The sequence below is a fragment of the Jatrophihabitans sp. genome (assembly GCA_036399055.1).
Classification (GTDB): Bacteria; Actinomycetota; Actinomycetes; order Mycobacteriales; family Jatrophihabitantaceae; genus Jatrophihabitans_A.
Genome location: DASWNX010000029.1, coordinates 1 through 12,604, shown reverse-complemented (window position 1 = coordinate 12,604; position 12,604 = coordinate 1). Strand labels below are relative to the sequence as shown.

Annotated in this window: 9 protein-coding genes and 2 pseudogenes; 6 read left to right on the top strand and 5 right to left on the bottom strand. The window is 70.2% G+C overall.

Annotated features, from left to right (window positions below):
- The 4 genes from VGB75_11320 to VGB75_11305 all read left to right on the top strand — a co-directional run bounded on the left by VGB75_11320 (position 1) and on the right by VGB75_11305 (position 4,644).
- Positions 1 to 756 (top strand): SDR family oxidoreductase, encoded by a 756-nt coding sequence (locus tag VGB75_11320; protein HEY0167619.1) that lies wholly within the window; start codon positions 1 to 3, stop codon positions 754 to 756.
- Positions 753 to 1,685 (top strand): alpha/beta hydrolase, encoded by a 933-nt coding sequence (locus VGB75_11315; protein HEY0167618.1) that lies wholly within the window; start codon positions 753 to 755, stop codon positions 1,683 to 1,685. Before VGB75_11320 ends, VGB75_11315 begins: the two co-directional genes overlap by 4 nt.
- A gap of 45 nt (positions 1,686 to 1,730) precedes the next feature.
- Positions 1,731 to 2,966, top strand: coding sequence for a PHB depolymerase family esterase (locus VGB75_11310; protein HEY0167617.1), 1,236 nt, complete (start codon positions 1,731 to 1,733; stop codon positions 2,964 to 2,966).
- A 193-nt stretch (positions 2,967 to 3,159) separates the two neighbouring features.
- A complete protein-coding gene (locus VGB75_11305) occupies positions 3,160 to 4,644 on the top strand; it encodes a DHA2 family efflux MFS transporter permease subunit (protein ID HEY0167616.1) in 1,485 nt (494 codons plus the stop codon).
- A 19-nt stretch (positions 4,645 to 4,663) separates the two neighbouring features.
- Here VGB75_11305 and VGB75_11300 read toward each other — a convergent pair whose 3' ends face one another.
- Positions 4,664 to 5,440, bottom strand: coding sequence for a GAF and ANTAR domain-containing protein (locus VGB75_11300; GenBank protein ID HEY0167615.1), 777 nt, complete (start codon positions 5,438 to 5,440; stop codon positions 4,664 to 4,666).
- A gap of 197 nt (positions 5,441 to 5,637) precedes the next feature.
- Here VGB75_11300 and VGB75_11295 point away from each other — a divergent pair, with 197 nt between their 5' ends.
- Together VGB75_11295 and VGB75_11290 are read left to right on the top strand one after the other, a co-directional pair.
- Positions 5,638 to 7,668 carry an EAL domain-containing protein gene (locus tag VGB75_11295; GenBank protein HEY0167614.1) on the top strand — a complete coding sequence of 677 codons (2,031 nt, stop codon included), beginning with the start codon at positions 5,638 to 5,640 and terminating at the stop codon, positions 7,666 to 7,668.
- Between the two features lie 83 nt (positions 7,669 to 7,751).
- The gene (locus VGB75_11290; protein ID HEY0167613.1) at positions 7,752 to 10,052 is read left to right on the top strand and encodes an EAL domain-containing protein; all 2,301 of its coding nucleotides are present in this window, start codon (positions 7,752 to 7,754) and stop codon (positions 10,050 to 10,052) included.
- 72 nt (positions 10,053 to 10,124) lie between these two features.
- On the opposite strand, the gene VGB75_11285 is transcribed toward VGB75_11290, so the two are convergent.
- The 4 genes and pseudogenes from VGB75_11285 to VGB75_11270 all read right to left on the bottom strand — a co-directional run bounded on the left by VGB75_11285 (position 10,125) and on the right by VGB75_11270 (position 12,604).
- Complete coding sequence (locus VGB75_11285; GenBank protein ID HEY0167612.1) at positions 10,125 to 10,856, bottom strand: hypothetical protein; 732 nt, start codon at positions 10,854 to 10,856, stop codon at positions 10,125 to 10,127.
- A 94-nt stretch (positions 10,857 to 10,950) separates the two neighbouring features.
- Positions 10,951 to 11,151: pseudogene (locus VGB75_11280) on the bottom strand (integrase core domain-containing protein).
- A 7-nt stretch (positions 11,152 to 11,158) separates the two neighbouring features.
- Positions 11,159 to 12,241 (bottom strand): IS110 family transposase, encoded by a 1,083-nt coding sequence (locus VGB75_11275; protein ID HEY0167611.1) that lies wholly within the window; start codon positions 12,239 to 12,241, stop codon positions 11,159 to 11,161.
- Positions 12,242 to 12,463: 222 nt separating this feature from the next.
- Positions 12,464 to 12,604, bottom strand: a pseudogene (locus tag VGB75_11270) (DDE-type integrase/transposase/recombinase).

Here is a 12,604-nt window from a genome sequence, read left to right as displayed (position 1 = left end):
ATGGGAGCTGACGCGATGCTCGCGGAGCGACGTGCCCTGGTGACCGGAGGCGGCAGCGGGATCGGAGCGGCCACGGCCCGCGCCCTGGCGGCGGCCGGCGCGACGGTCACGGTGGCCGACATCGACGTCCACGCGGCCGGCCGGATAGCCGATGAGATCGGCGGTCATGCCTGGGGCGTCGACCTCAGCGACACGGCGTCGCTGGAAGGGCTCAGCCTGGATTACCACATCCTGGTCAACAACGCCGGCGTCCAGCACGTCGCGCCGGTCGAGCACTTTCCGCCCGAGAAGTTCCGGCTGATCATGGCCCTGATGCTGGAGGCGCCGTTCCTGTTGGCCCGTGCCGTCCTGCCGTGGATGTACGCCGCCGGCTTCGGCCGGATCGTCAACATCACCTCGGTGCACGGGCTGCGCGCCTCGCCCTTCAAGGCCGCTTATGTCGCTGCCAAGCACGGCTTGGAAGGGCTGTCCAAGGTGATCGCCCTGGAAGCCGGCGGTCGCGGGGTGACGAGCACCTGCGTGAGTCCCGGCTACGTGCGAACGCCCCTGGTAGACGACCAGATCGCCGATCAGGCGCGCATCCACGGAATCAGCGAGCAGGAGGTCGTCGAACGGGTGTTCCTGGCCGAGACCGCGGTGAAGCGGCTCGCTGAGCCCGAGGAGGTCGCCGACCTGGTTCGCTGGCTCTGCTCCGACAAGGCGGGACTGGCCAACGGGTCCAGTTTCACCCTCGACGGTGGCTGGACTGCCCGGTGACCGGCTACCGGCTTCACGATGTGGCCGTCCGCGGCGGGACCTTGCGGGTCGGCTCCTGGCGTAGCCAGAGCCTCGCCGACGGCGTGCCTGAGCGGGTGGTGCTGGCGGTGCACGGCATCACCGCCTCGCATCTGGCCTGGCCGCTGGTCGCGCGCCGGCTCACCGAGGCGCCGGGCACCCTGGTGCTGGCCCCCGATCTGCGCGGCCGGGGCCGCAGCTCCGGCCTGCCGGGCCCGTGGGGGATGGCCCAACACGCCGAAGACCTGGCCGCGGTTCTGGACGAGCTCGCGCCGGGCAGCCAGGCAGTCGTCACCGGACATTCCATGGGCGCCTTCGTGGCGGTGACGCTGGCGGCGCGCCGCCCCGAGCTGGTCGCCTCGCTGGTGCTGGTCGACGGCGGGGTGCCGCTGGTGCTGCCCGAGGGCTGGACCCTGCAAGCCGCCGTGGCGGGTCTGGGCCCGGCGGCTGACCGGCTGTCGATGACCTTCGCCGACCGGGCCGCCTACCGGGACTTCTGGCGCGAGCATCCAGCGTTCGGCGAGGGATTCTCGGCCACGGTGCGCGACTACGTGGACTATGACCTTGACCCCGACGGCCCACCGTGGCGCAGTGGTTGCCGGGTCGAGGCGATGACCGCCGATCACGCCGAGCTGTTCGCCGACGGCCCGGTGGACCTGGCCTGGCCGCGGCTGAGAACCGCTGTGACCTTTCTGCGGGCGCCACGAGGACTGTTCGACGAGCCGGGCGGGCTGTACCCCCGGCAGGGCCTGGAGCACTGGCGCTCGCGCTACCCCCAGCTCGCCGTCCGGGAGGTCGACGGGGTGAATCACTACACGGTCACGCTCGGCGAGCTCGGCGCCGCCGCGGTCAGCGACAGCGTCGCCGAGCAGTTCGACTCCACCAGGCCTGGGATCCCTCAAGCCGGCTGACAACTCGACCGAGGCCTCTCGGTCGATCGGAAAGGACCGCCGCTCATGCCTGGATCCCGCGTGACCCTCGCCCATGGGGCCGCCGCCCTGCTCGCGGTGCTGCTGTCGGCCCTGCTGGCGGTGACCGCGCTTCGCACCGCGAGACCGGCCGCGGCGGCCGCCGGCCCCCTGGTGCAGGTCAGCTCGTTCGGCTCGAATCCCGGGGCGCTGGCGATGTACACCTACACGCCGGCGAACCTGCCCGCCGGAGCTGCCCTGGTAGTGGCGCTGCACGGCTGCACGCAGACCGCCCATGACTACTTCACCCATTCAGGCTGGGCCGAACTGGCCGACCGGCACCACTTCGCGGTGGTGTTCGCCCAGCAGTCCAGTGCGAACCACAGCTCGCTGTGCTTCAACTGGTACACCCCCGCCGAGGACAGCCGCGGAGTCGGTGAGGCTGCTTCGGTGAAGTCGATGGTCGATCACCAGAAGTCGCACCTGAGCATCGACCCCGCGCGGGTCTTCGTGACCGGGCTGTCCGCCGGTGGCGCGATGACTGCCAACCTGTTGGCCGACTACCCGGACGTCTTCGCGGCCGGCGCCACCGACTCGGGGCTGCCCACCCAGTGCGCCACCACTTTGACGCAGGCCACCAGCTGCCAGCGGAACAACCAGAACCTGACGCCGTCGCAGTGGGCGGCCAAGGTCAAGAACTCCTATCCCGGCTACACCGGCCGCTATCCCCGGATCGCCATCTGGCAGGGCAGCGCCGACTACACCGTCTACCCGGTGAACGGCGCCGAGCTCAGGGACCAGTGGACGGCCGTGCACGGACTGAGCCAGACACCCTCGCAGACCCTGACGCTGGGTGGCGGCGCCACCGAGACGATCTACCGGGACGGCGCCGGGACCGCGCAGGTCGCGCTGTTCTCGATCGCCGGGATGGGGCACGGCACGGCCGTGGACCCGGGGGCCGGCCCCGATCAGTGCGGATCGACCGGGGCCTACTTCCTCGACTACATCTGCTCCTCGTATCACACCGCGCAGTTCTGGGGCCTGATCGGGACGGGGTCGCCCACACCGACCTCGACGGCGCCGACGCCCACCCCGACTCCGACCGGACCCTGCGTGACGGCCAGCAACTACGCTCACACGAGCGCCGGACGCGCGCACCAGCTCAGCGGCAAGGCCTATGCCAACGGCTCGAACCAGGACATGGGCCTGTGGAACACCTACATCACCCACACCCTGCGCCAGACCGGCGCCGACTACTGGGTGATCGCCGACGGTCAGTGCTGAGCGCGCCGACCCGCGAGCAACCGGAGCTCCGCCGGCGCCGCTGAGCACTCACGGCCCGCCCGAGCTGGTCCGGCACCTGGGCGTTGATGCCAGACTGGGCCGAGCGCGGGCGCCCCCGCGGCCCAGCGCAGTGTCGTAGGAGGAACGCAGTGCCCGCGAAGCCCTCGGCCGGTCCGTCTCCTGGCCCGCTGCGGTGACCGCGCCGGACAGCCAGCTGACGCTGAAGTCCAGCGCCGGCCGGTGGGTGCTGGCGGCCACCGTGCTGGGCAGCGGGATGGCCGCTCTGGACGCGACCGTGGTCAACGTGGCGCTGCCCCGGATCGGCGCCGACCTCGACGCCGGTTTGACCAGCCTGCAGTGGACGCTCAACGCCTACACCCTCACCCTCTCTGGGCTGCTGTTGCTCGGCGGGTCCCTCGGCGACCGGTTGGGCAGGCGTCGGATCTTTCTGCTGGGCGTGCTGTGGTTCGCGATCGCCTCGGCCGGCTGCGCCGCGGCGCCGACGGCGCAGGTGCTGATCGGCATGCGCGGGTTGCAGGGGGTCGCGGCGGCGTTGCTGACGCCGGGGTCGCTGGCGATCCTGGAGGCGGTGTTCCGCCGCGAGGACCGGGCCGCGGCGGTCGGGGCGTGGTCGGGCCTGGGCGGCGTCGCCGTCGCCATCGGGCCGGTGGTCGGCGGGCTGTTGGCCGGAATGGCGCCGTGGGGGTGGCGGCTGGCGTTTCTGCTGAACCTCCCGCTTGCGGTGGCGGTCATCATCGTCACCCGCAAGTGGGTGCCCGAGACCCGGGACGAGCAGGCCAGCGGCAAGCTCGACCTGATCGGCGCCGGATACGCCGCGCTCGGTCTGGGCGCCTTGGTCTACGCGCTCACCGAGGGGCCGGTGCGCGGCTGGCCGGCGTCCCTGGGGGTGACTGCGGCTGCCGGGGTGCTGCTGCTGGTGGCATTCGGAGTCAACGAGCACCGTCGGCGCCATCCGATGATGCCGCTGTCGCTGTTTAGGTCCCGGCAGTTCAGCGCGGCCAACCTGGTCACCTTCCTGGTCTACGCGGCGCTGGCCGGGGCGCTGTTCCTGCTGCCGGTGCAATTGCAGCTGGTGACCGGTTTCACGCCGGTCGCCGCGGGCAGCTCGCTGCTGCCGGTGACCGCGGTGATGCTGGCGCTGTCGGCCCGGATGGGCCGGCTCGCGCAGCGCATCGGCCCGCGCCGGCCGATGGCCTTCGGCCCGGTGGTGGCCGGGATCGGTCTGGCCATGCTGTCCCGGCTGGGGGAGGGCTCGGACTACCTCACCGGTGTGCTGCCCGCCGTCCTGGTCTTCGCCCTCGGCCTGACCGGCACCGTCGCGCCGCTGACCGCCACCGTGCTGGCGGCCGCCCCCGAGCGCCAGGTCGGCATCGCCTCGGCGGTCAACAACGCGGTGGCCAGGACCGCCGGGCTGCTGGCCGTCGCGGTGCTGCCGGCGCTGGCCGGCATCACCCCCGCGGCCCTGGCCGACCCGGTGGCGCTGTCGCACGGATACCAGCAGGCCGTGTCGATCGCTGCGGCGTTGTGCGTCGCCGGTGGGCTGCTGGCCGGGCTCACCATCTCAGACGACGTGCTGGCGGGCGCGCCCGAGCCTGCCGCGGCGACCCCGACCGGCGTCCACCCGGCGTTGGAGCCGCCACCGTCGCCCGAGCGCTGAACCGCGGGGACGGCGCCTCTCAGCCGCTGGAGACCTCGACCGGGACGCCGTCGGCGCTGGCGCTCAGCTCGCTGACCTTGGCCGGCTTGGACGACGCCGGCAGGTCGGGCAGCGTGCCGGTCTCGACCACCTCGGCGGCCACGACGCGCAGCTTGCGGTGCAGGTTCTGACTGGCCACCCGCAGCAGCGTGAACGCCTGTTCCTGGGTCACCTTGCGAGCCGACATCAGGACGCCGAGCGCCACCCCGATAGTCCGGCTGCTCTCCAGCGCGGCCTCCAGGTTGGCCGCCTGATCCTCGGCCTCGTTGAGCGCGATCAGGTTGGAGGCGTGCGCGGCGAAAATGGTGGCCGTGTCGATCGCCTCGGAGCTGAACGCTCCCGGCTGCTCGCCATACAGGTTCAGCGCCACCTCCCGGCCGGCGGTGAGCTGGAAGGCCAGCACGCTGCGGATCGGGGTCTGGGCGGCGGCTGCCTTGGCGAACTGCGGCCAGCGCTGGTCATCCTCGACGTCGAAGAGCAGGTAGTTGGAGGCGTTCTCGGCAGCGGCCATGCAGGGCCCCTCAGCGAAGCGGTACTGCAGCTCGTCGACTTGCTGGGCGACCTGGTCTGAGACAGCCACGCTCTGGCCCTGCCCGCCGCGGATCGCGGTGATGCTGGCCCAACCGCAGCCTTCGACATGCTTGACCGCCAGCTCCACGATCCGGCGCAGGGCAGCCTGGTTGTCACCGTCGCCATGCAATTCGGCGCCAAGAGCAGCGAACTCCTGCGAAAGCTCGAGCATCTCGTTGGTGTCCATCTGCCCCCACCTCTACACGTCTGTCTGCTGCGCGCAGAGATTCGACCTGAGCATCTTGCATGATCATGAGCCTGTTTGCCACCTAACACCCTTCACGCGCCAAACTTGCTTGACGGACTCCTAATCTTTTGTCCGGTTCCGCCGATAGGAGCTTCATGGTCGGGGAGCCGGGCGGTACCGGGGGTGGTCGCCCCTCTTTGCGCGCCCTCTCGATGTTCACCGCTTTCTGGTATCCCTCGGTGCTGTTGGGCTGGGCCGCGCTTGCGGTGGCGATCCACTCCGTCGCGGGCTCGAACCTGCGTGAGGCCGGCGCGCCCCTGGCCATGACGGCGGTGCTGCTGGTCCTGTTGGAGCTGCGACCGCTGATCCAGGGCCGCGGCCACGACCCGCAGGGCGTGGTGATGTCGACCGCGTTCGCCTGCGCGATCCTGTTCCTGTGGGGCCCCTGGCCGGCCATCGTGGTGGTCAGCATCGCCTCGGCCGCTGCCGACCGGCGGGTCCGCAAGCCGGCCTGGAAAGTGGTCTTCAACGTCGGCCAGTACAACCTGTCGATCTGCGCCGCCTGGATCGTCATGGGGTTCAGCTCTCGCGCCCCGTCCGTGGAGCAGCCGCTCAGCGCGTTGACCGGGGCCGACCTGCCCTGGATGGTCGCCGCCTGCATCGCCTACTTCTGCACCAACCTGGTCCTGGTCTCCGGAGCGCTTGCCTGGACCAGCTCGTTCTGGCGCTTCATGCTCAACGATTTCGTGCACTACACCGTGACGACCTTCTCGGTGCTGGCGCTGTCGCCGCTGATCGTGACGGTGGCCAGCACCGCCTGGGAGCTGCTGCCGCTGCTCCTCATTCCGCTGGGGCTGGTCTACAAGACGGCCCAGATGTCGGTGGAGAAGGAGCATCAGGCCGGGCATGACGCGCTGACCGGCCTGCCCAACCGCACTCACCTGCAGGCGTCGCTGGCCGCTGAGCTGGCCCAGTCCAAGAGGGACGGCCGGCCCTTCGGGTTGTTGCTGATCGACCTCGACCACTTCAAAGAGGTCAATGACACGCTGGGCCACCACGTCGGCGACCAGCTGCTGATCCACTTCGCCGAACGGCTGAGCAACTCGGTGCGCCCCACCGATCACGTGGCCCGGCTCGGCGGTGACGAATTCGCCGTCATCGTCCCCAACGCCGACGAGGCCGAGGTCTTCGGCGTGGCCGAACGGATTCGGGCGTCACTGGAGAACCCGGTGTCGCTGGAAGGGATGCGGCTGGAGATCGAGGCCTCGATCGGCCTGGCCATGCATCCCGAGCACGCCCTGCTCGCCGAGGACCTGCTGCGGCTGTCCGACGTGGCGATGTACGTGGCCAAGGAGTCCCGCTCCGGAGTGGCGACGTACTCATCGCATCGGGACCGCAACTCCGCCGACCGGTTGACCCTGCTGGCAGAGCTGCGCCAGGCCCTGGACTGCGACGCCCTGAGCTTGCAGTACCAGCCCAAGGTCTCGCTGCGCGACTGCTCGCTGCTGGGCGTCGAGGCGCTGATCCGCTGGCAGCACCCGCAACGCGGCTTCGTGCCGCCGGAGGAGTTCCTGCCACTGGCCGAACGCTCCGGCCTGATGCACCTGGTGACCGACCGGCTGGTGACGCGCGCTCTGTCGCAGGTGGCGGACTGGCGGCTGCTCGGCCTGTCGGCGCCGGTGACCGTGAACATCGGGCTGAGCGACCTGCTCGACGACCGGCTGGCCGAGCTGGTGCGGACCGGACTGGAGCGCTTCGACCTGCAGCCCGGCATGCTCCAACTCCAGATCGACGACCGGGTGCTGACCCAGCCCAGCGATGAGCTCAACAAGGTGCTGCGTGACCTGGACGCGATGGGCGTGACGCTGAGCCTGGAGGACTTCGGCACCGGTTACTCCTCGTTGCTGCGGCTGGAGACGCTCCCGGTGAGCGAGATCAAGATCGACCGGGCGTTCGTGTGCCGGATCGGTGAGAGCCGCTCGGCGGCCGGGATCGTCCGGGCGGTCGCCGAGCTGGCACACGCCCTGGGGATGCGGGCCGTCGCCGAAGGCGTGCAGACCGAAGCCGAAGCGCGGTTGTTGCGCGAGCTCGGCTGCGACGGCGCCCAGGGCCGGCACATCGCCGCTCCGATGCCGCCCGTCCAGGCGACCGAGTGGCTGCTGGCCCATCAGGGCAAGCGCCTGCCCGACCGCGGGGACCGGATCATCCGGGCCGAGGTGGTCTTGTGAGCTCGGTGACCGAACTCAGATCGTTTTCCAAAGTGCCGATGAGCAGGCATGGTGTCCGCGGCGAGCGCGGGAACGGGGGTGATATGTCCAGCGGGATGGAGCGGCGTGACGCCTGGGCCGTCCGCGCCGTCCGACTGCTGGGCATCGCCATCTGGATAGTCATCTCGGTCGGCTTCACCCTGAACCTGGTGGGCGCCAACGGTCCCAGTGACATGGTGCGAACCGCTCACATGCTGACCCTGGCGGTCTTCTTCGTCCTGATCCTGCTGCGCATCGCACTCGCGGCCGTCGCCCGGCGGCGGCGGCGCAGAGCGCTGTGGGTGCTGTTCGCCGCGCTCACCCTGTGGGCTGCCGGTTCCGTGGTGCTCAACGCCAGTGCCTCCGAGCCCGACCTCACGCAGTTTCCCGCGCCCGGTGAGTGGCTGTTCCTGGCCTCTTACGTCGGCATCGCCGGCTACCTGATCATCGACACCGCGCACCGCCTGACCGCGGCTGTGGACGGCTGGCTCGAGGCCATCGTGGTGTGTGGCGGCACCGCCTGCCTTGCCGGCAGCCCGCTGCTGGTGCAGGTGGGCGGCGCGGTCGGTGGCCACGGGGTGCCGCTGCTGCTGGCGATTCTGTACCCGATGATCGATGTCGCCCTCGTGCTGCTGGTGGTCGGCCAGGTGATGCTGCGGGTGCGCCGCAGCCTGGTGAAGTCGGCGATGCTGTGCCTGGGTCTGGCGCTGTTCGCGATCGCGGACCTCAACTTCGTGCTCAACCTGTCCGACGGCACTTATGGCTTCAACCTGGTGGACGGGCTGCTCTGGGCCTCGGGCTTCGCGCTGATCGTCGAGGCGGCCTGCCGGCCACGGGCCGAGGTGCTCAAGGCACTGCCCCGGCGCCCGGGAGCTCTGCTGATGGTCGGTCCGGCCTTCATCGCGATCGCGGTGCTGGCGGTGCGCCCGAACAGCGGCCTGGGCCCGTACCTCACCTGGCCGGCGGTGCTCACCCTGCTGGCCGCCGGTGGCCGGTTGGTGCTGGCGCTGCGTGAGGCCAAGGGCGCCGCCGAGGCCTTCGCGCTCTCACGCACCGATGACCTCACCCTGCTGCCCAACCGGCGCTCGGTGATCGCCAAGCTGGACGCCGAGCTGGCCTCTGACCGGCCCCTGGCGTTGATGCTGCTCGACCTCGACGGGTTCAAGGATGTCAACGACACCCTCGGACACGCCGCCGGAGACTCGGTCCTGCAGCTTGCGGCGCACCGGATGCGACAGGCGCTGCCGGCCTCGGTGATGATCGGCAGGCTCGGGGGTGACGAGTACGCGATCGTGATGGCCAGCGACGACGCCCTGGTCCTGTTGGAGACCGCTCGGCTGATCCTCGAGGTGCTGCTGCAGCCGACCCTGGTCGAGGGCATCGAGTTGAGCACCAACGCCTCGATCGGGATCACGGTGCGCTCGGAGAACGACTCCCAGAGCGTGGAACTGCTGCGCCGGGCCGACGTGGCGATGTACCAGGCGAAGGCGACCCGGGCCGGCGCGGTTCTCTACGACGTGCACAGTGACGACTTCTCCCGCAAGAAGCTGCAGCTGGCCGAGGAGCTGCGCAAGGCGATCCCCGAAGGCCAGCTGGTGTTGCACTACCAGCCGCAGATCGACGCCGCGACCCAGCGGGTCTGCGGGCTGGAGGCCCTGGTTCGCTGGCAGCACCCGCAGCGGGGCCTGCTGCACCCGATCGCCTTTCTGGCCGCTGCCCGCAGGGAGGGGTTGATGCTGCCGCTGTCGCTGGCCGTCGGCCGGATGGTGGTGGAGGACCTGCGTCGCTGGCGGGTCAATGGCCTCGAGCCGCGGGTCTCGCTCAACTGCGCGCCACCGGAACTGCTCAGCGGGGTCTTCCTGCCGCAGCTGTACGAGGCGATCGCCCAGGCCAAGGTGCCGGCCGAAAGCCTGGTCATCGAGGTCACCGAGGACTGCTTCATCGCCGAGCCCGCCCGCGCCCGCACCATCCTGCGAGACATCCGGGCACACCGGGTGCAGATCGCGATCGACGACTACGGCACCGGCTTCTCCTCGCTGTCATACCTGCGCGACCTGCCAGTGCAGGAGCTGAAGATGGACCGGTCCTTCATCGCCGCCATGAACACCGACACCCGCAGCCGGATGATCGTGGCCTCCACGTTCCAGATGGCCCAGGCGCTCGGGTTGCGGACGGTGGCTGAGGGTGTGGAGAACGCCGCGACGGCCGCTGACCTGATCGCGATGGGCGTCGACGTCCTGCAGGGCTACCACGTGGCCAAGCCGATGCCGGCCGCCGACGTCGAGTTCTGGATCAGGGATCGGACCACGGTGTCTGACGGCGGGTTCGACTCGCTGCCGGTGGACGGTCAGCGACGGGACTCCTGAAGGCTGCAGGCCGATCGGCGCAGACGCCGGCCGCCCGGCGCCGGCAGCCCGTAGTGCGACCCGCCGGCCCGGTCAGGCCGAGGCGCCGACTGCCAGCGCGGAGCCGACGCCCACGGTGGACCGCTCGATGAACCGGAATTGCTCAAGAGGCGGCACCTGGATGCCGTCGAGCCCGATTCCCTGGGTGTACAGCCGGTGCGCCTCTGGATTGGTGATGCGCTGCTGGTCGAAGGCCTCGTCGCAGTGCCGGTACACCGGCGTGCTGGCCGCTGAGCCGAGGTAGCGGGCCGGTCGGGCGCCGGGCAGCGTGTGCCCGGTCATGCCGGCCGAGGCCAGCAGGGCCCGCACCCGCTCGTCGATGATCATCACCGCGGTCTGGATCTGATTCGCCCGGACCGCCTGCACCAGCGCGTGGAACAGCGCCGCCGAGGCCAGCTTGCCCGCGCCCTTGAGCCCTCGGCGGCAGCCCAGCGTCGCCACGTCCCAGGTCTGCGTCGGGTCCAGCCGAGCGGCCCGAACCGACCGGGCCACGTCGAGGGACCACGGCGGACGGGCCGCGTCGTCCAGGCTCTTCAGGCCGAGTCCGGTGGGGCGGATCAGCCGGCAGGCGCCGAGCACGTCACCGCGGTCATCGGCCAGAGCGATGAACACCGAGGCCTGCTCGTAGGGCCCGTACTCGTCCTCGAGTTGCTGTCGGGTGTTGCCGTAGGCCCGGAGGAAGACCTCGGCTTCGCAGTCCCGGGTGGCCGCGAGCAGGTCCGCCTCCGGGTTGAACCGCAAGCTCAGTAAGGCGGCGCTGTCCATGCGGATCCTCTCGGCCGTGCCCTGCTCATCACGCGCATTCCCGGCAAGCGTAACTGCTGACACCGATAATCGGGCGAAACCGGCGCCAGCTGTGCTAGGTGTGATGCCCAGGCAGGTTGGTCAGGCGGCTGATGGGCGGTAGGGCTCCGATTGCGCTGTGGGCTCGGTGGTGATTGTAGAAGTGCAGCCATGCTGGGAGTGCTTGGCGGCGGGCTGTCTCGGAGTCGTAGTAGCGGGCGTATGCCCAGCCGTCGGCGAGGGTGCGGTGGAAGCGTTCGATCTTGCCGAAGCTCCTATGGTCGTCAAGTGGCGAGGGGGTGGTTGGTCGCGGGTGGCTGCGAGGGCACGAGCAGGTGGTAGATCTCTCTCGCGATGTGGCGTTTGAGGCAGCGGATGATTTCCTTGCCGGTCTTGCCCTCGCGGCGGCGTTTGGCGGCGTAGGCGCGGGTGCGGGGGTCCCAGGCCAGCCGGGTGACGGCGAGGATGTAGAGCGCGTAGTTCGCTTGCCTGTCGCCGCCGCGGTTGAGGCGGTGTCTGGTGGTCTTTCCCGATGATGCCGGGACGGGGGCGACGCCGCAGAGGTGGGCGAAGGCTGACTCGCTGCGCATCCGGTCGGGGTTGTCGCCGACGGCGACCAGCAGGGCAGCGCAGGTGACGGGGCCCAGGCCTTTAACCGCTATCAAGTCGGGGGCGGCCTGACGGACCAGCCGGTCCAGATGCGCGTCGAGGTCGCGGATCTCATCGGCGAGCTGTTCGTGGCGGCGGGCCAGGCTGCGCATGGCGTGCTTGGTCACGGCCAGGTGTGTGTCGGGTTCGGAACCGGTCCGCCAGCGGGCAGCGATGCGCACCAGCTCGGTGATGCCCACGGTGCGCAGCCCGTCACGGAGGTGACCGGGGGCGGTGACGAGCAGAGCGCGCAGTTGGTTGGCTGCCTGCGAGCGCGCCTTCTGTGCGCTGCGACGTGCGACCTGGAGCGCGCGGATCATCTCGACCTCGCCGTCGCCGGCTTTCGGAATCGAGCTTGCGGTTCCGGCGAGGACCGCGCGGGCAGCGGCCTCGGCGTCGACCGGGTCGCTCTTGCCGTGCCGGCGGCGGGTGCTGCGATCGGGCCGGTTGACCTCGATGATGTGATGTCCGCTGGTTCGCAGGTGCCGAGCCAACCCGGCGCCCCAGCTGCCAGTCCCTTCGACACCAAAACTCACCACCGTGCCGAGTTGCCTGGACCACCGCTCCAGGGCGGCATAGCCGTCTTGGCTAGCCTGGAAGGTCTCAACGCCCAGACGTCGACCAAGATGGTCGAGCCCGACCGCGACGTGGATGTCGCTGTGGGTGTCGACGCCGATGATGATGCCCTGCGGCGGGGGTGCGACCGTGGATGCTGTCACTGCTGCTGCTCCTTGCTCTGGCGGTGATGCACGCCGGGTTGAGCTGGGCGGACAGAACTGCGATCGGGCCTCTGGCCAGGCTCCTATCAGGTCACGCGGCTCACCCGGCGTGGCGGGAAACGTGCTGCTCCACGCCGTCGACAGTTCGGCAACAAGGCACCAGATGCGGGCCGGTTGGTCTATGAGTCAGACCGCGGGGAGCAGCACAACACCAGCCTCGCAGTTTGTCTGTGGTCGGTAGGGGCGGGTGCGTTTGTGGATGATGCCTAGCCGAGTGCAGGCATCACGCCAGGCGTGTGAGCGGTAAGACGAGCCGTTGTCGGATAGCACGCGTTCGACGGTGACGCCGCGGTCGGCGAACCA